Below are 26,601 nucleotides of genomic sequence, written 5' to 3' on the forward strand. Positions count from 1 at the left end.
TCTTGTCTACACACATGTCCGACAGCGCACCGATCGGCCACGGCCTGAACCCTGCCCAGAAAGAGGCGGTGCTGTACCTGGACGGCCCTTGCCTGGTGCTGGCCGGCGCGGGCAGCGGCAAGACCCGCGTGATCACGCAGAAGATCGCCTATCTGCTGCGCGAATGCGGCTACATGGGCCGCAACGTGGTGGCGCTGACCTTCACCAACAAGGCCGCGCGCGAAATGGACGAGCGCGTCAAGACGCTGGTCGACCGCAAGCTGGCCAAGGGGCTGACCATCAGCACCTTCCATTCGCTGGGCGTGCGCCTGCTGCGCGAAGAGGCGCGCCACGCCGGGCTGAAGCCGCAGTTCTCCATCCTGGACGCCGACGACGCCATGGCGATCATCCAGGAACTGCTGGCCACCACCGACCGCGGACGGCTGCGCGCCGTGCAGTCGATCATCTCGCTGTGGAAGAACGCGCTGCTGGGTCCCGACGATGCCGCACGCATTGCCGCTACGCCGGGCGAGGTCGAGGCGGCCAATGTCTACCGCAACTACAGCGCCACGCTGGCGGCCTACCAGGCGGTCGATTTCGACGACCTGATCCGCATCCCCGCCCAATTGCTGGAAAGCAACGAAGAGGTGCGCACCCGTTGGCAGAACCGCGTGCGCTACCTGCTGGTGGACGAATACCAGGACACCAATGTGTGCCAGTATCGCCTGGTGCAATTGTTGTGCGGCGACCGCGCCATGTTCACGGCGGTGGGCGACGACGACCAGGCGATCTACGCCTGGCGCGGCGCCACTATCGAGAACCTGGCCAAGCTCACCACCGACTACCCGCAGCTCAAGCTGATCAAGCTGGAACAGAACTACCGCTCGGTGCAGCGCATCCTGGCGGCGGCCAATACGGTCATCGAGAAGAACCCCAAGCTGTTCGAGAAGAAGCTGTGGTCGGACCTGGGCATGGGCGAGCCGATCATCGTGACGCCCATGGACAGCGACGAGCACGAGGCCCAGTCGACCGCCATGAAGATCTCGGCGGCGCGTTTCGAGCGGCAGGCGCAGTGGAAGGACTTCGCCATCCTGTATCGCGGCAACCACCAGTCGCGCATTCTGGAACAGGCGCTGCGCAATCTGAAGATCCCGTACACCATCGCTGGCGGCCAGAGCTTTTTCGACAAGGCCGAGGTGCGCGACATCCTGGCCTACCTGCGGTTGATCGCCAATGACGACGACGACCCGGCTTTCATCCGGGCCGCCACCACGCCCCGGCGCGGCATCGGCCGGGCCACGCTGCAGGTGCTGGGCCAGTATGCGGCGCAGCGCGAGGTCTCGCTGCTGGCGGCGGTGGCCGAGTCGGGGCTGGAGGGCCTGCTGCAGCCGCGCCAGCTCGATTCCCTGCGCACCTTCGCCGAATTCATCCGCCGCATCCAGTGGCGCGCCGGGCGTGGCCGCACCGACGGCCAGGGGTCGGCCGAGCCGGCCGGCGCCATCCTGGACGACATGCTGGGCGCGATCCAGTATGAACGCTACCTGTACGACACGCTGGAAGACAAGCCGGCGCAGACGCGCTGGGAGAACGTGCTGGAACTCACGGGCTGGCTCAAGCGCAAGGCCGAGGAAGACGGCATGTCGCTGTTCGATCTGGTCCAGCACGTGGCGCTGATCACCATGCTCGAGCGCGGCGAGGAAGAAGAGCCCGATGCCGTGAAACTGTCGACGCTGCATGCGTCCAAGGGGCTGGAATATCCGCACGTGTACCTGGTGGGCGTCGAGGAAGGCCTGCTGCCGCACCTGGGCAAGGACGACGAAGAAGGCGACCCGGCGCGCGCGGCCGAGAACCTGGCCACGCGCATCCAGGAAGAGCGCCGGCTGATGTATGTCGGCGTCACGCGTGCGCAGCGCAGCCTGAACCTGAGCTGGTGCAAGAAGCGCCGCCGCGGCCGCGAGGACGTGGTGCGCGAGCCGTCGCGTTTCATCGAGGAGATGGGCCTGGGCGATGTGCGGATCGAGGAAGACGACGCCACCAAGGCCATGAGCCCCAAAGAGCGCCTGGGCATGTTGAAGGCGCTGCTGAAGAAGTAACGCCCGGCGGCGGGCTCCAGGCGGTCCCGGTGTCTGACACCCGCGGGGTGTCAGACACCTTGGTCGGCGCGAAGAAGTAGAGACCGGCGGTGGGTCCCCGGGGGTCAGGTGTCAGACACCCACAGGGTGTCAGACACCTTGGCCGGACACCTGGCTGGCGCCTGCGCATGCTTCAGGTGTCAGACACCCTGCGGGTGTCTGACACCGCGTCCGGCTACGCCAGTTCGCGCAGCAGCAATTGCCAGAACTTGGCGCGGGCCTGCAGGGTGGACACCAGGATGTACTCGTGCAGCGTATGGGCGCCGTCGCCGTCGGCGCCCAGCCCGTCGAGGGTGGGCACGCCCATGGCCGAGGTGAAGTTGGCGTCGCTGCCGCCGCCGGTCATGGGCGCTTCTTCGAGCGTGAAACCGGCCTCGCGCGCGTAGCCCTGGGCCAGTTCGAGCAAAGCGGCGGCCGCCTCGGTGCGCACCATCGGCGGCCGGTTCAGCTCGACGTCGATATCCAGCTCCACGTCCGGCCCCACCGCGCACAGGTTGCGCATGCGGCGCAGCACGTCTTCGGCGGCGCCCATGTCGGGCACCCGGAAGTCGACCACGCAGCGGCACTGGGCCGGCACGGTGTTGGTGACCGTGCCGCCGGCGATGGTGCCGACGCTGACCGTGACGCCGCGCTCGTAGTCGGTCATGGCCTCGAGCGCCAGCACCTGGTGCGCCATTTCGCGGATGGCGCTGCGGCCTTTCTCGTGCTGCATGCCGGCATGCGCCGGCCGGCCCTTGACGCCCAGGCGCAGCATGCCGGTGCCCTTGCGCGCCGTGACGCACTTGCCGCCGTTGGGCCGGGCGGGCTCGCACACCAGGCCGTACTTGGCGTTGGCCGCATAGCGTTCGATCGACGCGCGCGAGGCGTGGCTGCCGATCTCTTCATCGGGCACCATCAGGAAGTCCACCGGCAGCCGGGTGGCGTCCGGCCGGGCCAGCGTGGCCAGCGCCGCCAGGGCCAAATAGATGCCGCCCTTCATGTCGTAACTGCCCGGGCCGTACAGGCGGTCGCCCTCGATGCGGCAGGGGTTGTCCTGCAGCGTGCCGATGGGATGCACCGTGTCCAGGTGCGCCAGCACCAGGATGCCCGGCCGCGTGTCGCCGGCGGCGCGGTTGGTGGCGTACAGCAGCGGCCCGGTGTCCGGCCCCAGCGGGGAGACCTCGACCGTCAACCCGGCCGCGCGCGCCTGCGCTTCGACCAGCGCCGCCATGGCCGCCACGCCCGCCGGCGAGTTGGATGGCGATTCGCATTGCACCCAGGCTTGAATGCCGGCGACGAGTTCTTCGGTAGTAGGCAGGGAGGACATGGTTGCGTTCCTGGAGTCTGTGCGAAAAAGGGAAATCAGGCCACCTGCTGGCCCGCCAGCCGGGCCAGCTCTGCGTCGCCGGGCATCTTGCCCTCGAACCAGAGGCTCGCGCAGACGGCCGACATGGCGCGCCCGTCGTGGCCGATGCCGGGCACGACCTGCAGCTGCCAGCCGAACGGCACGCCGCGCCGCTCGGCTTCGCGCCGGCCGGCTTCGAAATAATGGTGCGCGCGGGCGAACCGGTGGGGGCCCTGGCGCATGGCCGCCGGCTCGGACGGCAGGTTGGGGTCGTTGGTGGCGATGTCCTGATCGCCGGCCAGGATGGTCATCGGATAGGCCAGCAGGCGCACCAGATGGTCTTCGGTCAGGCCCACGCCGTCCAGCCCCTCGGGGAACTTGTGGTCGAACGTGGGCAGGGTGTACCAGCCGGGGTTGCCGGCCGTCACCGCGCAGAACGGCGCGTGCGACTGGCTGCTCATCAGCCGGTGCACGAACTGGCCGCCGGCCGAATGGCCGAACAGGTAGGCCTGTTCCACTTCGGTGACGCCGGCGGCGCGCAGGTCGGCGAACACCCGGCCCACCAGCGCGTAGGTCCAGCCGTCGACATGGCGCGGATTGCCGCCCGGGCTGAAGACGCGGCCGTTGTTGTAGCTCTCGACGCCGGGCCAGATGTCGTTGGAGAACGTCGGCGCGACGATCAGCACCTTGTGCTTGTCGGCCGCCGGGATCCAGAAGTCGCGGTAATCGTCGCCGTTGCGCAGCACGCCGTGCTGCACCATGACGACCGGCCGGTCCGGCGTGTAGCCGTAGGGGCGGTAGGTCTGCAGCGTGAAGGGACGGTCGGCGTTGCGGTCTTCGTCGACGTAGGTGATGGCATTGCGGCCGGCATGGCCCAGCTCGCGGGCGATGCGGTCGACGTTGGACAGGTCTGCTTTCATGGGGCGGCGTCAGGGGTTGAGGTGGCAGGCCGACCAGTGGCCGGGGGCGATTTCTTTCAGCTCGGGCGCCTGCTCGCGGCAGCGCGCGGTGGCATGCGGGCAGCGCGGATGGAACGTGCAGCCCGGCGGCGGGTTCAACGGCGAGGGGATCTCGCCCTGGATGGGGGTGAACTGGCGGCGCCGCCGGCCCACGTCCGGCACCTCGGCCAGCAGGGCCTGGGTATACGGGTGGTTGGCCCGCGCGAAGATCTCGGCGGCCGGCGCGCGCTCGACGATCTTGCCCAGGTACATGATGGCCACGCGGTCCGAGATGTGCTTGACCACGCCCAGGTCGTGGCTGATGAACAGGTAGGTGAAGCCATGCTGTTCGCGCAGGTCCATGAACAGGTTGATGACCTGCGCCTGGATCGATACGTCCAGCGCGGCCACCGGCTCGTCGCACACCAGGAACTTGGGCGACACCATCAGCGCGCGGGCAATGCCGATGCGCTGGCGCTGGCCGCCGGAGATCTGGTGCGGGTAGCGGTCGCGGTACTCGCGGTCCAGGCCCACTTCGGACAGGGCGCGGTCGATGCGCGCGGGGATCTCGGCGGGGGGCGCCAGCTTGTGCACCTTGAGCGCCTCGCCCAGGATCTGGCGCAGGCGCTGGCGCGGGTTGAGCGAGGCCTGCGGGTCCTGGAAGATCATCTGCACGCCCAGCGTATAGGCCAGCCGGTCGGCGCCGCGCAGCTCGCCGGCGGCCCGGCCCTGGTACAGCAGCTCGCCTTCGGTGGGGCGATGCAGCCCGGCCACGACGCGCCCCAGCGTGGACTTGCCGCAGCCGGATTCGCCGACCAGCCCCAGCACTTCGCCGCGCCGGATGGACAGGTCGACGCCATTGACGGCATGCACCGTGCGGCGGTCGATCGGCTTGCCGGCCAGCGCCAGGATGCGCTGGGCCAGGTCGGGCCGGTGTTCGAAACGCTTGTGGACGTTGCGTAGTTCGATGACGGGGGTGTCTTGCGGGGTCATGCGGAAGTGGTCTCGCGGGCGATCGGGGCGTAGCAGCGGAAACTGCGCGAGCCTTCCGACGTGGCGGAAGGAGATTGCTCTGTGCAGCGCGTGATGGCGTTCGGGCAACGCGGCCGGAACGCGCAGCCGGCGGGCCGGCCGGCCAGGCTGGGCGCCATGCCGTCGATCTGGTGCAGGCGGGTGCCGGGCGCGCTGTTGGCCGGCATGGAGTCCAGCAGGCCGCGGGTGTACGGATGGCGCGGCGCGTCCAGCACCTGGTCGACCGGGCCGGCCTCGACGATGCGTCCGGCGTACATCACCGCGACCTGGTCGGCCAGTTCGGCGACCACACCCAGGTCGTGGGTGATCCAGATCAGCGCCGTGTTGTGCGTGCGGCAGATTTCCTGCATGCGGTACAGAATCTGGCCCTGGATGGTCACGTCCAGCGCGGTGGTGGGCTCGTCGCAGATGATCAGGTCGGGCTTGTTGAGCATGGCGATGGCGATCGCCACGCGCTGGCGCATGCCGCCCGAGAATTCGTGCGGGTAGCTGTCGAGCCGCTTTTCCGGCGCGGGGATGCCGACCATGGCCAGGGCCTCGCGGCAGCGTTCGCGCGCCTGCGCGGCCGGCACGTTCTCGTGCGTGAGGATGGCTTCCATCATCTGCTCGCCGATGCGCAGCACCGGGTTCAGGGTCATCAGCGGATCCTGGAAGATCATGGCGATGCGGTTGCCGCGCAGCCGGCGCATGCCTTCCTCGTCGAGCGTGCGCAGGTCGCGGCCCTTGAACAGGATCTCGCCGGCGACCACTTCGCCGGGCGGGTCGATCAGGCCCAGCAGCGAGAAGCCGGTCACCGACTTGCCCGAGCCCGACTCGCCGACCAGGCCCAGGATCTCGCCGCGCCGCACGGTCAGGTCGACGCCGTCGACCGCCGGCCAGGCGCCGGCTTCGGTATGGAAGGCGGTGCGCAGGCCGCGCACCTGGAGAAGGACTTCGTTCATGCTCGTCGCGGATCCAGGGCTTCGCGCAGGCGGTCGCCCACGATGTTGATGGTCAGGATCAGCACCAGCAGGGCCACGCCCGGGAACATGCTGATCCAGTAGTCGCCCGACAGCAGGTACTGGAAGCCGTTGGCGATGAGCAGGCCCAGCGAAGGCTCGGTGATGGGCACGCCCACCCCCAGGAAGGACAGGGTGGCTTCCAGCGCGATGGCGGTGGCGATCTGGATGGTGGCGAACACCATCACCGGCCCCAGGCAGTTGGGCAGCAGATGAAAGACCATGATGCGCCAGGCGGGAAAACCGAGGTTGGCGGCCGCCTCGACATATTCCTTGCGGCGTTCCTGCAGCGCCCGGCCGCGCATGATGCGCGCGTAATGGGCCCATTGCACCACCACCAGCGCGAGGATCACCTTGTCGACGCCGCGCCCCATCATGGCCAGCAGCACCAGCGCCACCAGGATGGTGGGAAAGCCCAGGATGAAGTCCACCACGCGCATCACTATCGTATCGACCAGGCCGCCGGCGTAGGCGGCCAGCAGGCCGGCCATGCTGCCGATGGCGGTCGCCAGCGCCACCGCGGACAGGCCCACCATCAGGCTGATGCGCAGCCCGTACAGGATGGCGCTGAGCATGTCGCGGCCCTGGTCGTCGGTGCCCAGCAGGTACACCTGGCCGTCCATCGAGGCGGCGCCCGGCGGCAGGCGGCCGTCGAGCAGGTTCAGGCTGGCCAGGTCATAGGGGTTCTGCGGCGCGAAATAGGGAGCGGCCAGCACCACCACCATGAGCACGGCCAGGGCGATGGCCGAGCCGGTCACGGTGGGGCGGCTGTGCAATTTCTTCAGGATGGCGGCGCGCCGCGGGGTCTCAGCCAGCGGCTGGATGGTGCGGGTGCGGCCGGTGGGTGCGGAGTCTGCCATGTCAGTGTGCGGGAGCGACGAGCTGCACGCGCGGGTCGAGCGCGGCGTAGAGAATATCGACGATGAAATTGATGATGACGAAGATCAGCGTGACGAGCATCACGTAGGCCACCACCACCGGCCGGTCGAGCTGGTAGACGCTGTCGATCAGCAGCTTGCCCATGCCTGGCCAGGCGAACACGGTCTCGGTGATGGTGGAATAGGCGATCAGGCTGCCGAACTCCATGCCCACCACGGTGACCACCGGGATCAGGATGTTGCGCAGGATGTGTCGGCGCACGATGCGCCCGGGGCGCACGCCCTTGGCGCGGGCGAATTTCACGTATTCCTGCGTCTGGGCCTCGGCCACGCCGGTGGCGGTCAGCCGCAGCACCAGCGCGATGTTGGCCAGCGCCAGGTTGACGGCCGGCATGATCACGTGCGACCAGCCGTCCGCGGTGAGGATCGACAGCGGCACGCCCAGCACGCTGACCGTGTCGCCGCGCCCTGACGCAGGCAGCCAGCCCAGCCACACGGCGAACAGCAGGATCAGCATCATGCCCTGCCAGAAATTGGGCAGCGAAAAGCCCAGCACCGAGGTCGCCATGATGCCGCGGCCCAGCGGGCGGTCGCGGTACAGGCCGGCCACCAGGCCGAGCGGGATGCCGATGATACAGGTCAGCCCGATGGCCACCACCACCAGCTCGAAGGTGGCCGGAATGCGCTGCACGATCAGCTCGATGGCCGGAATGCCGTGCACGAACGAGGTGCCGAGGTCGCCGTGCAGCGCCCGCCACAGGAAGGTGAAATATTGCTGCCAGATCGGCTGGTCCAGCCCGAGCCGCGCGATGGTGGCGGCGCGCGCCTCCATCGTCGCTTCCGGGCTGACCAGCAGTTCGATGGGGTCGCCCACGGCATACACCGCGAAAAACACCACCACCGATACCGCCAACAGCACAAACAAGCTCTGGATGAGCCTGCGCAGGGTGAACAGAACCACGTTATGCGTTCCTTGGGTCTTGCAACAGAAACCGGCCGGCCGGGCCCGGCCTTACCGGGCCGACTTGACCGACGAGGCGAGAGTGTACTGGTCGGCGCGCCCTTCGTACGTCAGCCCCTTGCGGAACGCCCAGATGCTGCTCTCGAAATGCAGGGGAATGCTGGGCAGGTCGGCCAGGGTGATGGTCAGCGCCTGCTGCAGCAGTTTCTCGCGCTTGGCCTCGTCCACCGTGGCGACGGCCTGGCGGAAGACCTGGTCGAGCTCCGGATTCGAGTAGCGGCCGTAGTTGCTGGTGCCCATGCCCAGTTCGGGGGCGTAGGAGGTTACCCAATACTGCAGGAAAGACGACGCCTCGCCCGTTTCGGACGACCAGCCGCCCATGGCGAAGCTGAACTCGCGCTTGGCGCGCTTGGGGAAGTATACCGAGCGAGTCATGGCGTCCACGCGCGCCTTGATGCCCACGCGCGACAGGTATTGCGCCACCGCCTGGGCGATCTGCCCGTCGTTGATGTAGCGGTCATTGGTGGCGGACACGGTGATTTCGAAGCCGTCCGGATAGCCGGCCTCGGCCAGCAGCTTCTTGGCGCCTTCCGGGTCGTACTCGAGGACGGGCGGGTTCGGCAGCGTGCCGAACATGCCGTCGGGCAGGAACTGGTTGGCGGGCGTGGCCATGCCGTCCATGATGCGGTCGACGATGGTCTTGCGGTCGATCGCCATGCTCATGGCGCGCCGCACCCGCACGTCCTGCAGCGGGTTCTTGCCATTGGCCGCCTTGACCATCGGGCTCTGGTCGCGGCCCACGTCGAACTGGAAGTAGACCACCCGCACCGAAGGCGTGACCACATAGCCGAAACCCGGCGTGTTCTTGATGCGCTGCACGTCGCGGGCGGCGGGGCTCTCGATGACGTCGAAGTCGCCGGCCAGCAAGCCGGTCAGGCGCGGCCCCGCGTTGGGCACGGGCACGAAGCGCACGTCGCGCCATTCGGGCTTGTCGCCCCAGTAGTTTTCGTTGCGCGTGAGCTCGATGGCGGTGCCCTTGACGTAGGATTTCAGCTTGTACGGGCCGGTGCCGATGGTGTTCTTGCCGTTGTTGAAATCGGCCACGGTCGGCCATGCCCCGGTGACGCCGCACTTGCGGTCCAGGTCGAAGGTGATGGGGCCGTGCTCGACGATGCCGCTCCACAGGATGCCGGTGCGGGTCAGGTCGTTGGGCAGCAGCGGGTAGGGCTTGAGCGTCTTGATGCGCAGGGTATGCGCGTCGGGCGTCTCGATGGCGGCGAACTTCTGCACCACGGCGGCGTACGAGCCGGCGATGGCTTCCTCGTTGTTCATCGCGCGGCAGAACGTGAAGATCACATCCTGCGGCGTGAGCGGCTCGCCGTTGGAGAACTTCACGCCCTCGCGCAGCTTGAATTCCCAGGTCGTGTCGTCCAGCGCCTGCCACGAGGCGGCCAGGCCCGGGATGAGGCTCATCTTGGCATCCTGCGCCACCAGGGTCTCGAAGATCTGCGAGGCCATGGCGTTGTTGGGCGTGGCCTGGTGGTAGTGCGGGTCCATGGCGGTCGGCTCGGAGGCCAGCGCGATGGTGAGCGACTGGGCGTGCGCGCCGGCCGCCAGTCCGAACAGGGCGGCCAGCGCGGCCGCGCGGATGCAAGAAGCGTACATGGGAGTCTCCTGGGCGCAAGGCCCGGTGGGTATGGGTACGGAATCAGGCAATGGGTTGGGCCAGGCGCAGCACGGTGACGCCCGCGCGCACATTGGCCAGGGAAGGCATGATCAATACGCAGTCGTCGTAGGGCGTGGCGAAAGCCTCGCCCGCGTTCCAGCCGAGCAGCGTGCCCGCGCGCGGCAGCTTCTCCAGCCCGCGCCACGGTTGCGCAAAACGCACATCGGCGCTCTTGGCGGCAATCGCATGCGTGACGCGCAGCGCCTCCTGGCGCGGCGCGTCGGGAGCAAACCAGTCGCGCGGCAGGTCGGCGCGGTCCAGCGTGCCGGCGGCGGCGAGGAAGCGCGCCATCTGGTCGATGGCCACGTCGCGCGCCTGCGGCGCGCCATGGAAGCCGCACTCGATCAACAGCGAGCGCGTGCCGTTGTCGCCTTCGGCGCCGAAGCGGCCATAGTCGCGCATGCGCACGCCGGCCGCGTGGCCGGCGTCGGCGATGATGTTGGCCGGGGCGCCCAGCTGCAGCGCCAGCTCGATGTTGCGCGGCTGCAGCCCGCTCAATTGCAGCGGCACTTCGGAATTGCTCATGGAATGGAAGTCCATCAGCCAGTCGGCCTGCGCCACCCAGGGCCGCAGCGCGGCGGCGCGGCGCCGTTCCTGGCTGGACGCATCGGCCAGCTTGTCGTCGCTCCAGACCCGGTTCATGTCCTCGTCGACGAAGCGCGACGGCAGGTAGTTGGCCGGGTCGAAGCGGTCGAAGGCCGCCAGGTTGCAGAATGCCAGCGTCAGCGTGCCGCGGCGCGGCCGCAGGCCGCTGGCCAGCAGGGTCTTGAGCGCCCAGGCGCCGCACAGCTCGTTGCCGTGGATCAGCGCCGTCAGCATTACCCGCTTGCCCGGCGCGCCGGAATCGAAATGCCACACGCCCGGCGTGTCGGTATTGCCCTGGCGCTCGGCCGACAGGTCGGGACAGGCGAGTTCGAACGGGCGCAGCGTGGCTGCGGCGTCAGGCGTGGACATGGATGCTCCGCGAAGAAGGGGCGAGCCGGCGCGGCCCGCGCGGGAAGATGATGGGCGGGCACGCGGGGCCGCGCGCGCGGATGCGAGAAACGCCCGCCGTGGGCCGCGGGCCAGAGGCTGCCAAGAACACGTTTTCCCCCGGGGAAGCCGCCCGCTCGCGGGCCGGCGCTACACCGATTCTTTATCGTGAGCCCGATTCTAGGAGTGCCCGACCTTTCTCGACAATTAGAATATTTGCGAAACTATTTGCCTTTTCAGCAAAGGAATGGAGCCTCGCCCGCCGGCGGGCGCGAGACCAGCATGCACGGAATTGCCCTGAAATACTTCGTGGAGGTGGCGCAGGCCGGCAGCCTCAGCGGCGCCTCCCGGCGACTGCACGTGGCCGTGTCGGCCATCAGCCGCCAGATCGCCCGGCTCGAAGAAGAGGTCGGCGCGCCCCTGTTCGAGCGGGCGCCGCGTGGCATGGTCCTGAGCGCGGCCGGCCGGCTGCTGCTGGCGCACGCGCGCCGCACCCAGATGGAGTCGGACGAGGTGCTGCGGCAGATCGCCGGGCTGCAGGGCGCGCCGCACGACGAGATCCGCGTCGGCGCGTCGGAGGGGCCCGCGCAGGGCTTCCTGCCGGTCGCCATGGTGGATTTTCGCAAACAGTATCCGCGCACCCGCTTCACTCTGCACGTGCTGACGCCGCCCGAGGCCATGCGCGGCATCGCCGGCGGCGATATCGACGTGGCGGTGACCTTCAACGTCGAGCCGGCCCAGGGCGTGGCGGTGCGCCATTCCTGGCGCGCGCCGGTCTACGCGGTCATGGCGGCCACCCACCCGCTGGCCAGCCGCAGCCACGTGCACCTGGACGACGTCCTGGCGTACCCGCTGGCGCTGACCGACGACAAGAGCACGGCGCGGCGCCTGCTCAACCGCGGCTGCGCGCTGGAGGACGTGGGCTTGCAGGCCGCGCTGGTGGCCAACTATTCGCCGGCGCTGCACGGCTTCGTGCGCCACTCGGACGCGGTGATGTTCGCGGGCTATATCTCGGTGGCCTGGCGCCTGGCGCAGGACGGCCTGGTGGCCCGGCCGGTGGTCAGCGCCGAGCTGCAGTCGCGCAACCTGCAGATCCAGACGATGGAAGGGCGGCTGCTGCCGCCGGGGGTGGCGCGTTTCATCGAACTGCTGAAGGCGCGCATCGACGCCGTGGAGGCGACGCTGGACTAGGCAGGGGCCGGCGTGTCAGGCGCCTTTTAGGGAGGTGTCAGACACCCTCCGGGTGTCTGACACCTGGGCATACTTGGGTGCAGGTGTCTGACACCTGCACCCGGCGGTTACTTCGGATGCACCGACATGGCCAGGGTGTACTGGTCGCGCCGGCCTTCGTAGGTGATGCCCTTGCGGAAGGCCCAGATGCTGCTCTCGAAATGCAGCGGGATCAGCGGCAGGTTGTCGAGCGCGATCTGCGTAGACTGCTGCAGCAACTGCTTGCGCTTGTCCGGGTCGACCGTCACGATGGCCTGCTCGTACACCTTGTCGAACTCGGCATTCGAGAAGCCGCCGTAGTTGCTGGTGCCCAGGCTGCGGGCCGAGTCGAGCGACGCCACCCACAGCTGGAACAGCGCCGAGGCCTCGCCCGTCTCGTGCGGCCAGCCGCCCATGGCGAAACTGAACTCGCGCTTGGCGCGCTTGGGGAAGTAGATCGAGGCGGTCATGGCGTCGACATGGGTCTTGATGCCGATGCGCGACAGGTACTGCGCCACCGCCTGCGTCACCTGGGCGTCGTTGACGTAGCGGTTGTTGGTGGACGACAGGGTCAGTTCGAAACCGTCCGGATAGCCGGCCTCGGCCAGCAGCTTCTTGGCGCCCTCGGGGTCATACTTGATTTCGGGCGCGTTGGGCAGCGCGCCGAACATGCCGTCGGGCATGTACTGGTAGGCGGGCGTGGCCAGGCCGTCCATGATGCGGGCATTGATGGTCTTGCGGTCGATGGCCATGCTGATCGCCTGCCGCACGCGCAGGTCCTGCAGCGGGTTCTTGCCGTCCGCGCTCTTGACGAACGGGCTGGGGTTGCGGCCCACGTCCGGCTGGAAGAACACCAGGCGGGTCGACGGCGTGGCCACGTAGCCGAAGTTGCCGTTGTCCTTCAGGCGCGGCAGGTCGCGCGCCGCCGGGTTCTCGATGACGTCGAAGTCGCCCGAGAGCAGGCCGGTCAGGCGCGGTCCGGCATTCGGCACCGGCACGAACTTGACGGTTTTCCAGTGGGGCTTGTTGCCCCAGTAGTTCTCGTTGCGCTCCAGCTCGATGCCGGTGCCCTTGACGTACGACTTCAGGGTGTACGGCCCGGTGCCGATGGCGTCCTTGCCGCTGTTGAAATCGGCCACTGTCGGCCAGGGCCCGGTCACGCCGCAGCCTTCCTTGGGCGCGAACTTGAGCGGTCCGTGCTCGACGATGCCGTTCCAGATGATGGGCAACTGCCGCGCCAGCTCGGCCGGCATCAGCGGGAAGGGCTCGGCGGTCTTCAGGATGACGGTGTGGGCATCGGGCGTCTGCACGTCGGTCAGCAGCTTGGTGACCGTCATGTAGGACTGCGAGACATTGGTCTCGTTGTTGAGGGTGCGGCACACCGAGAACAGCACGTCCTGCGAGGTGAACGGCTCGCCGTTGGAGAACTTCACCCCTTCGCGCAGTTTCAGTTCCCAGGTCAGGTCGTCCAGGTTCTTCCACGAAGTGGCCAGGCCCGGCACCAGCGTCATGTCGGCGCTGCGGTTGATCAGCGAGTCGTACACGTGCGCCGCGAACGCGTCGTTCTGGGTCTGCTTGTGATAGTGCGGGTCGGCGGAAGTGGGCTCGGACGACAGCGCGATCGTCAGGGACTGGGCGCTTGCGGCGGGCGCGGCGGCCAGGCCGGCGCTGGCCGCCAGCAGGGCCAGGGTGGTACGCAATTTCATGGGGACTCCGAATGGCTAGCACGGCTGAGCGCTGCCGGCAGGGCGCCGGGAGTTGCAATCAATCGTGACAAGGGGCCGATTATCGGAACCCGCTTTACGCATTGTCAATGCGAGGCTTTGCCTATTGCGGCGCAGCATTCCTGGGCCGCGCCGGCCCGGAAACAACAAGGCGCCGCGCCCCGCTTCGGGGTGCGGCGCCTTGGCAGGCCTGTGGGCGGACAGCCCAAAAGCCCGGCCCTGGTGACAGGGTCAGGCTTCCGGCCGGAGGGCAATTACCACTGCGAACCGGCGTAACGGGCGCTGGCGGCGCGGGCGCGGTTCATGGCGTCGTGCACTTCGGCGACGTAGTCGGCGAAGGCGACCACGGCACGGGCGATCGCGGCACCGGCCTGCTTGAGCAGGGCCAGCGGTTGGGCATTCGGTTGGTTTTCCATCGCGCCGCGCAGCAGGTCACGTTCCAGCGCGTCGGTCAGGCGGGCATTTTGGTTCAGGGTCAGTTCGCTCATGGTTTCTCTCCAGTCCGTTTCGTCATGGGGTAAACCATTATAGGGATAACCCTAAGTGCAATGCAACATGAATCTGTGGATAAGTTGTAACCACCCCTATCCGTGGCCATTTCGCAACTGCCGGGCGGCGTCGGCGAGCTCGCTCGCGACCAGCCCGATGGGCCCCACGCCGGCGTTCACCAGCGCATCGGCGGCGGCGCCGTGCAGCCATACCGCGCCCGGCACCGCCTGGTCCAGCGGGATGCCCTGGGCCGCCAGGCTGCCCAGCATGCCGGCCAGCACATCGCCCGTGCCGGCAGTGGCCAGGCCGGGGTTGCCGGTGAGATTGCGGCGGCAGTGGCCGTCCGGGCGGCATACCAGTGTGCCGGCGCCCTTCAGGACGACCCAGGCTTGGTGGCGCGCCGCCAGCGCGCGCGCGGCAGCGGGGCGGTCGGATTGCACCTGGGCGACGCTGCCGCCGAGCAGGCGGGCGGCTTCCGCCGGGTGCGGCGTCAAGATGACCGGGCCGGGGCCCCAGGACGGCAAGCGACCCGCGGCCAGCAGGTTCAGGCCATCGGCATCCAGCACCAGCGGCGCATCGCCGCGCTGCTCGAACACGGCCGACAGCGCGGCCAGGCCTGCGGCCCCGATGCCCAGGCCGCAGCCCGCCACCCAGGCGTCGACCGGCAGGCCGGCGGCATGCAGGCCGGCCGCATCGCGCAGCATCAGCTCGGGTTGCAGCGGGTCGCAGGGCAGGGGCGCGGTTTCCTGGGCGAAGCCGACCAGGACCTTGCCGGCGCCGGTCTTGAGCGCCGCGCGGGCCGCCAGCAGGGCGGCGCCCGTCATGCCAGGGCCGCCGCCGATGACGGCGACCGTGCCGAACGTGCCTTTATGGGAGTCCGCCGGGCGGGGGGCGAACAGGGCGGGCAGGTCCTGGCGGAGGATGGGGCTGGGGCGGTCTGGGGCAGGCATGGCGGACCATGGGCTGTGCGGGAAAGAAGTATCCACTATAGTGCCCGGAAAAACCCCAAGCCTGTTGCCGGAGTAGACAATGTCCGATCCTTCCCTTGATCACTATGCGCGCTATCAAGCCCTGGAGCTGCGCCGCCATCCCCAGGGCATCCTGGAAATCATCATGGGCGCCAAGGGCGGCGCGCCGGGCAAGCTGTCGACGGCGGACGACCGCATGCACCGCGAACTGGCCGACATCTGGCGCGATGTGGACACCGACCCCGACACGCGCGTGGTGGTGATCCGCGGCGAGGGCAAGGGCTTCTCGGGCGGCGGCGACCTGGAGCTGGTGCAGCAGATGGCGGACGATTTCCAGGTGCGCGCCCGCGTATGGCGCGAGGCGCGCGACCTGGTCTACAACGTGATCAACTGCAACAAGCCGATCGTCTCGGCCATGCATGGCGCCGCTGTCGGCGCGGGGCTGGTGGCCGGCCTGCTGGCCGACATTTCCATCGCCGCCCGCGATGCGCGCATCATCGACGGCCACACCCGGCTGGGCGTGGCGGCGGGCGACCATGCCGCGATCGTCTGGCCGCTGTTGTGCGGCATGGCCAAGGCCAAGTACTACCTGCTGCTGTGCGAGGCGGTCAGCGGGGCCGAGGCCGAGCGCATCGGCCTGGTATCGCTGTGCGTGGACGAAGCCGAACTCACCGCCAAGGCTTTCGAGGTGGCGGGCAAGCTGGCCAACGGCTCGCAGACGGCGATCCGCTGGACCAAATACGCGCTGAACAACTGGCTGCGCCTGGCCGGGCCCAGCTTCGATACCTCCCTGGCGCTGGAATTCATGGGCTTCGCCGGCCCCGATGTGCGCGAGGGCGTCCAGTCGCTGCGCGAGCGCCGCCCGCCCAATTTCGCGCCGGACGCGCCGTTCTGAACGGCGCGGGGATCTGGCCTGGCATGGCAGGCGCCTCTGTGGCAGGTGTCTGACACCCCTCGGGGCGTCATCTGCTTGCGCCGGTTGCGCCATGGGGTGTCAGACACCTCCCAAGATGGCGTTGCAGGCGTCCAGGTAGCAGATGTCCAGCTTGCAGGTGTCAGACACCCCTTGGGATGTCATCTGCCTGCGGCGGTTGCGCTATGGGGGTGTCAGACACCTCCCATGAAGATGGCGTTGCAGGCGTCCAGGTAGCAGATGTCCAGGTTGCAGGTGTCAGACACCCCTTGGGATGTCAGCTGCCTGCCGCGGTTGTCCCATGGGGTGTCTGACACCTCCCGCCGGCGCCGGTCAGCGCTTGCGCGCCAGGAATTTGGCGAATGCGTCCTGGGCTTCCTGGGTCTGCAGGCGGGCGCGGAACTGGGTCGCTTCGAAATCCAGCGTCGCCTCGATGGCGGCGCGGTCGGCGCGCTTGAGCATGGCCTTGGTCAGGCGCAGCGCGTCGCGCGGCTGCGCGGCCAGGTCGGCGGCCGTGGCGCGGGCCGCGGCCAGCGCCTGGCCCGGCTCGGTGACCGCCGTGACCAGCCCGGCCTGGCAGGCCTGCGCGGCATCGAAGGGCAGCCCCTGCAGCAGCCACTCGGCCGCCCGGCGCGCGCCGGCCAGGCGCGGCAGCAGCAGGCTGGAGGCGCCCTCCGGGCACAGGCCCAGCGCCACGAACGGGATGCGCAGGGTGGCGTTGCGCGCCGCGTAGACGAAGTCGCAGTGCTGCAGCAGCGTGACGCCGATACCCACCGCATAGCCTTCGACGGCGGCGATCACCGGCACGTCGGTGGCGATCAGGGCGCGCAGGAACGTCATGCCGGCGCTGTCGCCCTCGGGGCGGTCGGCCTGGAAATCGCGCAGGTCGTTGCCGGCGGTGAAGTGCTCGCCGGCGCCGCGCAGGATCACCGCCGACAGGCCGCGGTCTTCGGTCGCCTGGCGCAATTGGGCTGCCAGGGCCGTATAGGTGGCGACGTCCAGCGCATTGCGCCGTTCCGGGCGATTGATGGTCAGCGACAGGATCGCGCCGTCGCGCTCGACCACCAGGCTGTCCGGCGCCGCGCTCATGCGAACTCCTTGCCGGCCAGCCGGGCCTGGGCCTGGGCATATTCCTGGCGCAGGGTGGCGACGATCTTGGCGGCCGGCCGCACGCTGTCGATGCCGCCCACGCCCTGGCCGGCGCCCCAGATGTCCTTCCAGGGCTTGACCCGGGTGGAGCCGAAATTCGACGCGCCGGCGTCCGGCTCGGGCAGGTTGGCGGGATCCAGCCCGGCCGCGGCGATGCTCGACTTCAGGTAGTTGCCCGGGATGCCGGTGAAGAACGGCGTATAGAGGATGTCCGACGCGCTGGCCTCGACGATGGCCTGCTTGTAGCCGTCCGAGGCATTGGCTTCGGTGCTGGCGATGAAGCGCGTGCCCATGTAGGCGAAGTCCGCGCCCATGGCCAGCGCGGCCAGGATGCCCGCGCCCGACGTGATGGCGCCCGACAGGATCACCGGGCCGTCGTAGAAGCGCCGCACCTCGGACAACAGCGCGAACGGGCTGAGCGTGCCCGCATGGCCGCCGGCGCCCGCGCACACCAGGATCAGGCCGTCGACGCCGGCTTCCAGGGCTTTTTCGGCGTGGCGCACGGTGGTCACGTCATGGAAGACCTTGCCGCCCCAGTCGTGGATGCCGGCCACCAGGTCGCCGGGCGCGCGCAGGCTGGTAATGATGAAGGGCACGCGGTGCTTGCCGCACAACTGCAGGTCCTGCTCGAGGCGGTCGTTCGACTTGTGGATGATCTGGTTCACCGCGAACGGCGCCACCACCGCCGCCGGGTCGGCCTGGCGGCGGGCCGCCAGGCCTTCCTGGATCTCGGCCAGCCATTCGTCCAGCAGGGCCTGGGGGCGCGCGTTGAGGGCGGGGAACGAGCCCATCACCCCGCTGGCGCATTGCGCCAGCACCAACTGGGGATTGGACACGATGAACATGGGCGAGCAGATGACCGGCAGCGTCATTTGCGCGTAGAGCTGGGAAGCCAGGGCGGGAGACTGGGTAGCGTCGCGTGCGTTCATGAGATTGGGCAGACAGGCAAGGTTGAAAGTCGTCGTCAAGCGTGCTTATAATTACCTACCGGATGTCCGGTAATTAATTATCTACCATTTAACGGCACGCGCCCGGGGCCTGTCAATGCAGGCCGGCCGCGCGCCGGGACCCGTTTCCATGCCCGATCGCCCGATTCCCGCCAAGCGTCCGCGCGCCGGCCGTCCGCCCACGCTGGAGGCCCCGCGCGAGCGCATCCTGGAAGAGGCCGCCCGGCTGTTCGCCCGCTGCGGCTACGAAAGCAGCTCGGTGGCCGACCTGGCCGCCGCCATCGGCGTCTCCAAGGCCGCCATCTACCATTACTACACCACCAAGCAGGACATCTACGACGCCATCATCCTCGACGTGCTGAGCGGCATGACCGCGGCGGTGTCGCAGGCGGTGGCGCAGGCGCCCAGCGCGGTCGAGCGGCTGCGCAGCTTCATGCTGGCCCATGCCCGCTACTTCGAGGACCACCACGCGCAGTTCGTCACCATGCTGGTGGGCTATTCCGGCATGGCCATCACCGAACGCGAAGACGCGGCGCGGCTGCGCGACGGCTACGAGCGCCTGCTGCGCGACATCATCGCCGGCGGCATCGCCAGCGGCGAGTTCCGCGCGCTGGACGTCGCCGCCACCGGACGCGCCGTGCTGTCGATGCTGAACTGGATGGCCCGCTGGTACCAGCCGGGCGGCCCCCAGACCGCCGAGGCCATCGCGGCCGGCTACTTCGATCTGCTGTCCGGCGGCCTGGCCGCCCGGGCCTAGCGCGGCCCGCCATCTTCCGATTCCGTTCTATAGGCTTTTCATCATGGCTCTCGATACTGAAACCCTGAACCTGCTGCTGGAGGCGGTGCGCCGCTTCGTCGCCGACCGGCTGGTGCCGGCCGAAGAGGCCCTGGCCCATACCGGCGAGATCCCGCCCGACATCGTCGCCGAAATGCGCGAGCTGGGCCTGTTCGGCCTGTCCATCTCGCCCGACTATGGCGGTCTGGGGCTCAACATGGAAGAAGAGGTGCGGGTGGTGTTCGAGCTGGGCCAGACTTCGCCGGCGTTCCGGTCGCTGGCCGGCACCAACATCGGCATCGGCTCGCAGTCCATCGTGCTGGCCGGCACCGACCAGCAGCGCCAGCACTATCTGCCCAAGCTGGCCAGCGGCGAGCTGATCGGCTCGTTCGCCCTGACCGAGCCCGACGCCGGCTCGGACGCGATGTCGCTGCGCACCACCGCGACGCGCGACGGCGATCACTACGTGCTCAACGGCACCAAGCGCTTCATCACCAACGCCCCCATCGCCGGCCTGTTCTCGGTGATGGCGCGCACCGCGCCCGAGCGCAAGGCCTCTTCCATCTCGTGCTTCTTGGTCGACGCCGGCACGCCCGGGCTGACGCTGGGCAAGCCCGACAAGAAAATGGGCCAGGCCGGCGCGCTGACCTGCGACGTCGTGTTCGACAACTGCCGCGTGCCGGCCACGGCGCTGCTGGGCGGCGAGGAAGGCAACGGTTTCCGCACCGCCATGCGCGTGCTCGACAAGGGGCGCCTGCATATTTCCGCCCTGTGCGTGGGCCTGGCCGAGCGCCTGGTGCGCGACGCCGTGCGCTACGCGACCGAGCGCAGGCAGTTCGGCCAGCCGATCGCCGAGTTCCAGCTGGTGCAGGCCATGATCGCCGACAGCCAGGCCGAACTGTACGCCGCCCGCTCGATGGTGCTGGACGCCGCCCGCAAGCGCGATCGCGGCGAGAACACCACCCTCGAGGCCGCCTGCTGCAAGCTCTACGCCACCGAAATGGTGGGCCGCGTGGCCGACCGGGCGGTGCAGATCCACGGCGGCGCGGGCTACATATCCGAGTACGCGGTCGAGCGGTTCTATCGCGACGTGCGGCTGTTCCGCATCTACGAGGGCACCTCGCAGATCCAGCAACTGGTGATCGCGCGCGAGACGATCAAGGCGCTCTCGTAGCCGGCGTTCTTGTGCGCGTCGCGCACAAGAACGTGCGGAAAACGGAATACGCCTTTGCCATGGCAAGGGCTAATATGCAGAGTTCCCTTTCGCTATCGCATTCCCACTATGTCGCAACGACCCGCTCCCCTGACCGGCATCCGTGTGCTGGACCTGACCCGCGTGCTGGCCGGCCCCTGGTGCACCCAGAACCTGGCCGACCTGGGCGCCGAAGTCATCAAGATCGAACGCCCGGGCGCCGGCGACGACACGCGCGCCTGGGGCCCGCCGTATCTGAAGGACGCCGCCGGCAACGACACCACCGAAGCCGCCTACTACCTGAGCGCCAACCGCAACAAGTATTCGGTGGCGCTGGACATCGCCTCGCCGCGCGGCGCCGAACTGGTGCGCGAGCTGGCGCGCCAGAGCGACATCCTGGTGGAGAACTTCAAGGTCGGCGGCCTGCGCAAGTACGGCCTGGACTACGACAGCCTGAAGGCCGACAACCCCGGCCTGATCTACTGCTCGATCACCGGCTTCGGCCAGACCGGCCCCTATGCCAGCCGGCCCGGCTACGACTTCATGATCCAGGGCATGGGCGGGCTCATGAGCATCACCGGCGAACGCGACGACCTGCCGGGCGGCGGCCCGCAGAAGGCCGGGGTGGCGGTGGCCGACCTGATGACCGGCATGTATTCCACCGTGGGCATCCTGGCCGCGCTGCACGAACGCGGCCGCAGCGGCCTGGGCCAGCACATCGACATGGCGCTGCTCGACTGCCAGGTCGCCATGATGGCCAACCAGAACCTCAACTACATGACCTCGGGCCAGGCGCCGCGGCGCGCCGGCAATGCGCACCAGAACCTGGTGCCGTACCAGGTATTCGCCGCCAGCGACGGCCACCTGATCGTCGCCGTGGGCAACGACAGCCAGTTCCGCAACTATTGCCGTGTCATCGGCCTGCCGGAGCTGGCCGACGACCCGCGCTTCGCCACCAACCCGCAGCGCGTGCAGAACCGCGACACGCTGGTGCCGCTGCTGGCCGAACGCATGGCCACCGGCGAGCGCGACCACTGGCTGGCCGAGCTGGAAGCGGCCGGCGTGCCGGCCGGCCCGATCAACACGCTGGACCAGGTCTACCAGGACCCGCAGGTGCAGGCGCGCGAGATGCGGCGCGAGCTGCCGCATCCCACCGCCGGCACCGTGCCGATGGCCGCCAGCCCGCTGAAGTTTTCCGGCAGCCCGGTGCAATACCGCCGTCCGCCGCCCCTGCTGGGCGAGCATACCCGCCAGATCCTGGCCGAGCGGCTGGGAATGTCGGAGGAAGAAATCCTGGCGCTGGCGCAGCCGCGCGGGTAGCCCGGGTGCCAGGCCGTCTCAAGGCCCCGGAACGGTCTCTGACACCCATGGGGTGTCAGGCACCTGGGCCTCCGGGGCTCGCCCATCGGGTGTCGGACACCCGGGGCGCTGGCGGACCAGGCAGCGGCGGCGCGCATCGCCCAACAGACATGAACAGGAAGGAGCACATTCGATGACAGACATCCAGACCATCGCCGTCGTAGGCGCCGGCGCCATGGGGCGCGGCATTGCGCAGATCGCCGCGCAGGCGGGCGTGCAGGTGCGCCTGTACGACACCAGCGCCGATGCCGTGGGCGCGGCGCGCGAGTCGCTGCGCCAGCTGTGGGACAAGCTGGCGCAGAAGGGCAAGCTCAGCGCCGCCGATGCGGACGCGGCGCTGGCCCGCGTGCAGCCGGCCGCGTCGCTGGACGAGCTGGCCGATTGCCAGGTGGTCGTCGAAGCCATCGTCGAGCGCCTGGACATCAAACGCGAGCTGTTCGCCAAGCTCGAAGACATCGTCGGCCCGGACTGCATCCTGGCCTCCAACACCTCCTCGCTGTCCATCACCGCCATCGCGGCCGCCTGCAAGCGCCCGCAGCGCGTGGCCGGCTTCCATTTCTTCAACCCCGTGGCGCTGATGAAGGTGGTGGAAGTCATCGACGGGCTGCGCAGCGACCCCGCCGCCGGCGACGCGCTGGCCGCGCTGGCGCGCCGCATGGGGCATACTCCCGTGCGCGCCAAGGACATGCCCGGCTTCATCGTCAACCACGCGGGCCGCGGCATGAACATCGAGGGCCTGCGCGTGGCGCAAGAAGCCGTCGCGCCGTTCGCGCAGATCGACGCGATCATGCGCGAGCAGGCCGGCTTTCGCATGGGGCCGTTCGAGCTCATGGATCTCACCGCGCTGGATGTCTCGCATCCGGTCATGGAATCCATCTACCGCCAATTCTTCGACGAGCCGCGCTTCCGTCCGTCGCCCATCACCACGGTGCGGCTGGCCGGCGGGCTGATCGGCCGCAAGGCGGGCGAGGGCTTCTATGCCTATCCGGACGGCCAGAAGCAGGTACCCGCCGAGCCGGCCGTGCCGGCCGCGCAAGCCGGCCTGCGCGTCTGGATCAGCCCAGCCCATGAAGAAGGCCATGCGCGCGCGCAGGCCTTGCTGGAAACGCTGGAAGCCAGCATCGTCGACGCCGCCGAGCCGCCCGACGACGCCCTGATCCTGGTCACGCCGTATGGCGAGGACGTCTCCACCTGCGCCTATCAACAGGGCCTGGATGCGGCCCGCACGGTGGGGCTGGACACCCTGCATCGCCTGGAGGCCGGCAAGCGGCGCACGCTGATGCTGTCGCCGGCCACGCAGGCGCGCTGGCGCGACGCCGCCCATGCGCTGCTGGCGGGCGACGGCACGCCGGTCAGCGTCATCCAGGATTCCCCCGGCTTCGTCGCGCAGCGCATCGTGGCCTGCATCGTCAACGTCGCCGCCGAGATCGCCCAGCAGGGCATCGCCACGCCGTCGGACATCGACCGCGCCGTCACGCTCGGGCTGGGCTATCCCGCCGGGCCGCTGGCCATGGGCGACGCGCTGGGCGGCGCGCGCATCCTGGAGATCCTGCGCAACCTGCAGCGCGTCACGGGCGACATGCGCTACCGCCCCAGCCTGTGGCTGCAGCGGCGCGTGCAACTGGGCCTGTCGCTGCTGGCCGAGCCGGCGGCCTGACCGGCGATGGCGCGGCCGCGCGGCGCCTGGCTTCACGCCGCCGCGTCGCGGCGCCGCGCTGGCCGCTGTGGCGCGCGCGGGTCGGCGCCCAGGTGCGCCAGCAGGCCCTGCATGGGCGCGGACAATTCCTCCCAGGCGCGAAAGCACAGGCATAGCTGCCGGCGCGCCCAGTCGTCGGCCAGCGCCACCACCTGGTACGGGTAGCGGCGCCGGTGGCGGCTGGCGATGCCGCGCGGCACGATGCCCACCCCGACCCCGTGCGAGACCATCTCGCACAAGCCCTCGAACGTCTTCATGCGAATGCGCGGCGCCAGCGCGCCGCCGGCCGCGCGCGCATGCTCGTCGATATGGTCTTGCAGCGCGTTGCCCGGCGCCAGCCCGACGAACGGCTCGTCCAGGACTGCGGCGAAATCCACCGTGCCGGCCGCCGCGAGCCGGTGTCCGGCCGGCACGATCAAGGCCAGGTGATCCTTCGCCACCGGCTGCAGGCGCAGTCCATGCGGCTCGACCGCATCGGACACGATCCCGGCCTGCGCCAGCCCCGCCGCGATGGTCCGCACGATTTCCGCGCTGGTGCGCTCCTTCAGTTCGATGCGCAGGCGCGGCCGGGCCGCCAGCCACGGCGCCAGCTGGCGGGGCAGGAATTCGGTCAGGGCCGCGGTGTTGGCGTACAGGTGCAGGGTGCCGCGTTCACCGGCCGCGAAGTCCTGCAGTTCGCCCCGCAGCAGCGCCTGCTGCCGCAGGATGATGCGCGCATGGTGGGCCAGGGCCTCGCCGGCCTCCGTGGTGGCCACGCCGCGATGGCGGCGTTCCAGCAGCGGCACGCCGGCATCGGCCTCGATGCTGCGCAGCCGCTCGCTGGCCGAGGCCAGCGCCAGGTTGGCGCGCACCGCGCCCTGGGTGATGCTGCCGGCATCCACCACGCACAGGAACAGGCGCAGGTCCGCGAGATCGAGCCGCATGGGGCCTCCTGGTGCCTTCGGCCGAACCGAAGGCAGGAACGATAAAACCACATTGTGCCAAGGCGGCGGCGCGGCTCCAATACCGGCATGAACGAACTTTCGCCTTTCTTGTTGCTGGTGTTCGCCGCGACCTTCCTGGCCGCCGGCCTGGTCAAGGGCGTCACCGGCATGGGCCTGCCCACCGTCGCCATGGGCCTGCTGGGCGCCGCCATGTCGCCGGCCGCCGCGGCGGCCATGCTGGTGATCCCCTCGTTCGTGACCAACGTCTGGCAATTGCTGGCCGGGCCCGCCACCGTCCGGCTGGCCGTCCGCCTATGGCCCATGATGCTGGGCATCGTCGCGGGCACGGTTGGCGGCGCCGCTTTGCTGGTCAGGGTCGACCCGCTGTGGTCGGGCGTGGCCCTGGGCATGGCGCTGATCGTATACGCAGGTTATGCCCTGGCGGCGCCGGCGTTTGCCGTCCCGCCCCGCATCGAACCCTGGCTGTCGCCGCTCGTCGGCCTGGTCACCGGCACCATCACTGGCGCCACCGGCGTGTTCGTGATGCCGGCTGTGCCTTATCTGCAGTCGCTGCGCCTGGAGCGGGACGAGCTGGTCCAGGCGCTCGGGCTGTCGTTCACGATCTCCACCGTGGCGCTGGCCGGCGGCCTGATGGCCCACGGCGCCTTCCGGCTGGAGCAACTGGCGCTGTCGGCCCTGGCCATCGTGCCCGCCCTGGCCGGCATGTGGCTGGGGCAGGCGATCCGGGCGCGCATCAGCCCGCGCACGTTCCGGTTGTGTTTCTTGCTGTTCCTGCTGGCGCTGGGAGCAGAGCTGGTTGCGCGGCCATTTTTCTGACAGCCCCTTGGCGGGTGTCCGCGCGGCCTTTTATTCACAAGAGAGGAGACCGCCATGACCCATGAGTCGCGCCAGCCTGGCGCAGCATCCCGCCATTGCTCCCGTCTCGCGCCATGGCTGGCGGCATGCGCCCTGTGCCTGCCGTCCGTGCCGTCGACACAAGCCGCCGGCGCGCCCGAAGTCACCCCGGAGCAGACCTATCAATTGGCGCTGGAAGCCCGCACCGTGCGCGACTATGCCGCCATGCTGGCATTGTTGCGCCAGGCCGGCGAAGCCGGCGAACTGGCCGCCCAGGAAATGCTGGGCAGCGTGCTGCTGGCCGGCCCGGCCTTGTATGGCGATGCGGTGCCGGCGGACCCTTGCGAAGCGGCGTCCTGGACCCGTCGCGCCGCGGCCCGGGGCAGCGCGGTCGGCCGGCATCAGCGCGAAGTCCTGAATGGCTTGCGGGACCTGCCCGGGGGCAGCGCCGGCTGCGCGCTGCAATGACAATAAAAAACCCGGCACAGCTTGCGCTGGCCGGGCTTCTTGCGGGCGGGATGCGGCGCGGGCTTACTTGACCGCGTTCACCATGTACTCGACCGCGGCGCGGATATCGGCCTCGGACGCATTGGCGGCGCCGCCCTTGGGCGGCATGGCGCCCTTGCCGGTCATGGCGACCTTCACCATGGCGTCGATGCCGGTCTTGATGTACGGTTCCCAGGCGGCCTTGTCGCCGAACTTGGGCGCGTTGGCCACGCCGGTGCCGTGACAGGCGAAGCAGGTGCTCTTGTACAGTTTTTCGCCGGCCGGGTTGACGGCGGCCTGTTCCTGCGGCGCTGCTTCAGGCTTGGCTTGCGGGGCGGCCTCGGCCTTGGGCGCGGCGGCAGCGGCGGGGGCAGGCGCCGGCGTCGCGGCGGGGGCGGCCGCCTGCTTGGCTTCTTCAGGCTTGGCGCCTTCCTGGGCGGGCGCGGCCGGCTCTTCGAACGAACCGCCGGACTCGTTGGCCATGTAGACCACCGCGCGGGCCACTTCGTAGTCGCTCAGCGCCGGGTTGCCGCCCTTGGCGGGCATGGCGCCCTTGCCGTGCAGCGCGACATCCAGCATGGATTCGAATCCGCTCTTGATGAAAGGCGCCCAGGCGGCCTTGTCGCCCAGCTTGGGGGCGCCCGCCACGCCGGCGGTGTGGCAGGCCGTACAGACGGCCTGGAAGACTTGTTCGCCGGTCTTGAAGACCTTGGGCGCATTGGCGTCGACCAGCTCGAAGCCGGCCACCGGGGCGATGCGCCGGGCCACGGCTTCTTCGGTCAGGCTGTCGGAGCCGGCACCGGTCTTGGTGCCCGAGGCCACCATGCTCACCAGCAGAAGAATGATGACGATGGGGATCAGGAAAGCCAGCACGATCGTGACGATCAGCTGCTTGGGCGACTTGATGGGCGAGGCGTGTTCTTCGTTGTGTTCCTGCTCGTTGCTCATAACCAAATCCTGCAAATCGGGTACCGGG

General features: G+C 69.2%; 24 protein-coding genes. 9 read left to right on the forward strand and 15 right to left on the reverse strand.

Going from position 1 to position 26,601, the window contains the following annotated elements; genetic code table 11:
• Positions 1-14 precede the first annotated feature (14 nt).
• The gene (locus CAL24_RS01490; RefSeq protein ID WP_094805531.1) at positions 15-2,072 is read left to right on the forward strand and encodes a UvrD-helicase domain-containing protein; all 2,058 of its coding nucleotides are present in this window, start codon (positions 15-17) and stop codon (positions 2,070-2,072) included.
• Positions 2,073-2,286: 214 nt separating this feature from the next.
• Here the strand turns inward: CAL24_RS01490 and CAL24_RS01495 are convergent, their stop codons facing one another.
• From CAL24_RS01495 to CAL24_RS01530, 8 genes are read right to left on the reverse strand one after another with little or no spacing between them, the layout of a single operon-like run.
• The gene (locus tag CAL24_RS01495; protein ID WP_028354549.1) at positions 2,287-3,417 is read right to left on the reverse strand and encodes a M20 family metallopeptidase; all 1,131 of its coding nucleotides are present in this window, start codon (positions 3,415-3,417) and stop codon (positions 2,287-2,289) included.
• Positions 3,418-3,452: 35 nt separating this feature from the next.
• Positions 3,453-4,355, reverse strand: coding sequence for an alpha/beta hydrolase (locus tag CAL24_RS01500; RefSeq protein WP_094805532.1), 903 nt, complete (start codon positions 4,353-4,355; stop codon positions 3,453-3,455).
• A 9-nt stretch (positions 4,356-4,364) separates the two neighbouring features.
• Complete coding sequence (locus tag CAL24_RS01505) at positions 4,365-5,366, reverse strand: ABC transporter ATP-binding protein (protein WP_028354551.1); 1,002 nt, start codon at positions 5,364-5,366, stop codon at positions 4,365-4,367.
• The gene (locus CAL24_RS01510; RefSeq protein ID WP_028354552.1) at positions 5,363-6,346 is read right to left on the reverse strand and encodes an ABC transporter ATP-binding protein; all 984 of its coding nucleotides are present in this window, start codon (positions 6,344-6,346) and stop codon (positions 5,363-5,365) included. Before CAL24_RS01510 ends, CAL24_RS01505 begins: the two co-directional genes overlap by 4 nt.
• On the reverse strand, positions 6,343-7,263 hold the full coding sequence (locus tag CAL24_RS01515) for an ABC transporter permease (RefSeq protein ID WP_028354553.1): 921 nt from the start codon (positions 7,261-7,263) through the stop codon (positions 6,343-6,345). The genes CAL24_RS01510 and CAL24_RS01515 overlap by 4 nt, the downstream gene beginning before the upstream one ends.
• 1 nt (position 7,264) lies before the next feature.
• Positions 7,265-8,242, reverse strand: coding sequence for an ABC transporter permease (locus CAL24_RS01520; RefSeq protein WP_028354554.1), 978 nt, complete (start codon positions 8,240-8,242; stop codon positions 7,265-7,267).
• 51 nt (positions 8,243-8,293) lie between these two features.
• A complete protein-coding gene (locus CAL24_RS01525) occupies positions 8,294-9,907 on the reverse strand; it encodes an ABC transporter substrate-binding protein (RefSeq protein WP_028354555.1) in 1,614 nt (537 codons plus the stop codon).
• Between the two features lie 43 nt (positions 9,908-9,950).
• Complete coding sequence (locus tag CAL24_RS01530) at positions 9,951-10,922, reverse strand: succinylglutamate desuccinylase/aspartoacylase domain-containing protein (RefSeq protein ID WP_094805533.1); 972 nt, start codon at positions 10,920-10,922, stop codon at positions 9,951-9,953.
• Between the two features lie 300 nt (positions 10,923-11,222).
• On the opposite strand from CAL24_RS01530, the gene CAL24_RS01535 reads away from it, so the two are divergent.
• A complete protein-coding gene (locus tag CAL24_RS01535; protein WP_028354557.1) occupies positions 11,223-12,131 on the forward strand; it encodes a LysR family transcriptional regulator in 909 nt (302 codons plus the stop codon).
• Between the two features lie 107 nt (positions 12,132-12,238).
• Here the strand turns inward: CAL24_RS01535 and CAL24_RS01540 are convergent, their stop codons facing one another.
• From CAL24_RS01540 to CAL24_RS01550, 3 genes are all read right to left on the reverse strand, one after another.
• Positions 12,239-13,855 (reverse strand): ABC transporter substrate-binding protein, encoded by a 1,617-nt coding sequence (locus tag CAL24_RS01540; protein ID WP_028354558.1) that lies wholly within the window; start codon positions 13,853-13,855, stop codon positions 12,239-12,241.
• A 272-nt stretch (positions 13,856-14,127) separates the two neighbouring features.
• Entirely contained in the window at positions 14,128-14,361 is a 234-nt protein-coding gene (locus CAL24_RS01545) for a hypothetical protein (protein ID WP_028354559.1), read from the reverse strand.
• Between the two features lie 96 nt (positions 14,362-14,457).
• Positions 14,458-15,312, reverse strand: a complete 855-nt coding sequence (locus CAL24_RS01550) for an NAD(P)H-hydrate dehydratase (RefSeq protein WP_028354560.1) — start codon at positions 15,310-15,312, stop codon at positions 14,458-14,460.
• Between the two features lie 79 nt (positions 15,313-15,391).
• On the opposite strand from CAL24_RS01550, the gene CAL24_RS01555 reads away from it, so the two are divergent.
• Entirely contained in the window at positions 15,392-16,225 is an 834-nt protein-coding gene (locus CAL24_RS01555) for an enoyl-CoA hydratase/isomerase family protein (protein WP_094805534.1), read from the forward strand.
• A gap of 351 nt (positions 16,226-16,576) precedes the next feature.
• Here the strand turns inward: CAL24_RS01555 and CAL24_RS01560 are convergent, their stop codons facing one another.
• Both CAL24_RS01560 and CAL24_RS01565 read right to left on the reverse strand, forming a co-directional pair.
• Positions 16,577-17,332 carry an enoyl-CoA hydratase-related protein gene (locus CAL24_RS01560; RefSeq protein ID WP_094805535.1) on the reverse strand — a complete coding sequence of 252 codons (756 nt, stop codon included), beginning with the start codon at positions 17,330-17,332 and terminating at the stop codon, positions 16,577-16,579.
• Positions 17,329-18,321, reverse strand: a complete 993-nt coding sequence (locus CAL24_RS01565) for an NAD(P)H-dependent flavin oxidoreductase (protein ID WP_094805536.1) — start codon at positions 18,319-18,321, stop codon at positions 17,329-17,331. Before CAL24_RS01565 ends, CAL24_RS01560 begins: the two co-directional genes overlap by 4 nt.
• Before the next feature lie 115 nt (positions 18,322-18,436).
• On the opposite strand from CAL24_RS01565, the gene CAL24_RS01570 reads away from it, so the two are divergent.
• The 4 genes from CAL24_RS01570 (at position 18,437) to CAL24_RS01585 (ending at position 23,322) form a co-directional block, all read left to right on the forward strand.
• Entirely contained in the window at positions 18,437-19,096 is a 660-nt protein-coding gene (locus CAL24_RS01570; RefSeq protein WP_028354564.1) for a TetR/AcrR family transcriptional regulator, read from the forward strand.
• Positions 19,097-19,139: 43 nt separating this feature from the next.
• Entirely contained in the window at positions 19,140-20,288 is a 1,149-nt protein-coding gene (locus tag CAL24_RS01575; protein WP_094805537.1) for an acyl-CoA dehydrogenase family protein, read from the forward strand.
• Positions 20,289-20,396: 108 nt separating this feature from the next.
• Complete coding sequence (locus CAL24_RS01580; RefSeq protein ID WP_028354566.1) at positions 20,397-21,626, forward strand: CaiB/BaiF CoA transferase family protein; 1,230 nt, start codon at positions 20,397-20,399, stop codon at positions 21,624-21,626.
• Positions 21,627-21,798: 172 nt separating this feature from the next.
• Positions 21,799-23,322: a 3-hydroxyacyl-CoA dehydrogenase gene (locus tag CAL24_RS01585; RefSeq protein WP_094805538.1), complete on the forward strand. Its 1,524-nt coding sequence runs from the start codon at positions 21,799-21,801 to the stop codon at positions 23,320-23,322.
• Between the two features lie 32 nt (positions 23,323-23,354).
• On the opposite strand, the gene CAL24_RS01590 is transcribed toward CAL24_RS01585, so the two are convergent.
• The gene (locus tag CAL24_RS01590; RefSeq protein ID WP_094805539.1) at positions 23,355-24,284 is read right to left on the reverse strand and encodes a LysR substrate-binding domain-containing protein; all 930 of its coding nucleotides are present in this window, start codon (positions 24,282-24,284) and stop codon (positions 23,355-23,357) included.
• Between the two features lie 87 nt (positions 24,285-24,371).
• Here CAL24_RS01590 and CAL24_RS01595 point away from each other — a divergent pair, with 87 nt between their 5' ends.
• Both CAL24_RS01595 and CAL24_RS01600 read left to right on the forward strand, forming a co-directional pair.
• Positions 24,372-25,121: a sulfite exporter TauE/SafE family protein gene (locus CAL24_RS01595; RefSeq protein ID WP_094805540.1), complete on the forward strand. Its 750-nt coding sequence runs from the start codon at positions 24,372-24,374 to the stop codon at positions 25,119-25,121.
• 54 nt (positions 25,122-25,175) lie between these two features.
• A complete protein-coding gene (locus tag CAL24_RS01600; protein WP_141218035.1) occupies positions 25,176-25,607 on the forward strand; it encodes a sel1 repeat family protein in 432 nt (143 codons plus the stop codon).
• 63 nt (positions 25,608-25,670) lie between these two features.
• Here CAL24_RS01600 and CAL24_RS01605 read toward each other — a convergent pair whose 3' ends face one another.
• Entirely contained in the window at positions 25,671-26,573 is a 903-nt protein-coding gene (locus CAL24_RS01605; RefSeq protein WP_170947012.1) for a c-type cytochrome, read from the reverse strand.
• Positions 26,574-26,601 lie beyond the last annotated feature (28 nt).

It is taken from the genome of Bordetella genomosp. 2 (assembly GCF_002261345.1).
Taxonomy (GTDB): Bacteria; Pseudomonadota; Gammaproteobacteria; order Burkholderiales; family Burkholderiaceae_B; genus Bordetella_A.

Coding starts and splice junctions, on each gene's coding strand:
- CAL24_RS01490 (WP_094805531.1), top strand. CDS start 15: ATGTCCGACAGCGCACCGATCGGCCACGGCCTGAACCCTGCCCAGAAA.
- CAL24_RS01495 (WP_028354549.1), bottom strand. CDS start 3,417: ATGTCCTCCCTGCCTACTACCGAAGAACTCGTCGCCGGCATTCAAGCC.
- CAL24_RS01500 (WP_094805532.1), bottom strand. CDS start 4,355: ATGAAAGCAGACCTGTCCAACGTCGACCGCATCGCCCGCGAGCTGGGC.
- CAL24_RS01505 (WP_028354551.1), bottom strand. CDS start 5,366: ATGACCCCGCAAGACACCCCCGTCATCGAACTACGCAACGTCCACAAG.
- CAL24_RS01510 (WP_028354552.1), bottom strand. CDS start 6,346: ATGAACGAAGTCCTTCTCCAGGTGCGCGGCCTGCGCACCGCCTTCCAT.
- CAL24_RS01515 (WP_028354553.1), bottom strand. CDS start 7,263: ATGGCAGACTCCGCACCCACCGGCCGCACCCGCACCATCCAGCCGCTG.
- CAL24_RS01525 (WP_028354555.1), bottom strand. CDS start 9,907: ATGTACGCTTCTTGCATCCGCGCGGCCGCGCTGGCCGCCCTGTTCGGA.
- CAL24_RS01530 (WP_094805533.1), bottom strand. CDS start 10,922: ATGTCCACGCCTGACGCCGCAGCCACGCTGCGCCCGTTCGAACTCGCC.
- CAL24_RS01535 (WP_028354557.1), top strand. CDS start 11,223: ATGCACGGAATTGCCCTGAAATACTTCGTGGAGGTGGCGCAGGCCGGC.
- CAL24_RS01540 (WP_028354558.1), bottom strand. CDS start 13,855: ATGAAATTGCGTACCACCCTGGCCCTGCTGGCGGCCAGCGCCGGCCTG.
- CAL24_RS01545 (WP_028354559.1), bottom strand. CDS start 14,361: ATGAGCGAACTGACCCTGAACCAAAATGCCCGCCTGACCGACGCGCTG.
- CAL24_RS01550 (WP_028354560.1), bottom strand. CDS start 15,312: ATGCCTGCCCCAGACCGCCCCAGCCCCATCCTCCGCCAGGACCTGCCC.
- CAL24_RS01555 (WP_094805534.1), top strand. CDS start 15,392: ATGTCCGATCCTTCCCTTGATCACTATGCGCGCTATCAAGCCCTGGAG.
- CAL24_RS01560 (WP_094805535.1), bottom strand. CDS start 17,332: ATGAGCGCGGCGCCGGACAGCCTGGTGGTCGAGCGCGACGGCGCGATC.
- CAL24_RS01565 (WP_094805536.1), bottom strand. CDS start 18,321: ATGAACGCACGCGACGCTACCCAGTCTCCCGCCCTGGCTTCCCAGCTC.
- CAL24_RS01570 (WP_028354564.1), top strand. CDS start 18,437: ATGCAGGCCGGCCGCGCGCCGGGACCCGTTTCCATGCCCGATCGCCCG.
- CAL24_RS01575 (WP_094805537.1), top strand. CDS start 19,140: ATGGCTCTCGATACTGAAACCCTGAACCTGCTGCTGGAGGCGGTGCGC.
- CAL24_RS01580 (WP_028354566.1), top strand. CDS start 20,397: ATGTCGCAACGACCCGCTCCCCTGACCGGCATCCGTGTGCTGGACCTG.
- CAL24_RS01585 (WP_094805538.1), top strand. CDS start 21,799: ATGACAGACATCCAGACCATCGCCGTCGTAGGCGCCGGCGCCATGGGG.
- CAL24_RS01590 (WP_094805539.1), bottom strand. CDS start 24,284: ATGCGGCTCGATCTCGCGGACCTGCGCCTGTTCCTGTGCGTGGTGGAT.
- CAL24_RS01595 (WP_094805540.1), top strand. CDS start 24,372: ATGAACGAACTTTCGCCTTTCTTGTTGCTGGTGTTCGCCGCGACCTTC.
- CAL24_RS01600 (WP_141218035.1), top strand. CDS start 25,176: ATGACCCATGAGTCGCGCCAGCCTGGCGCAGCATCCCGCCATTGCTCC.
- CAL24_RS01605 (WP_170947012.1), bottom strand. CDS start 26,573: ATGAGCAACGAGCAGGAACACAACGAAGAACACGCCTCGCCCATCAAG.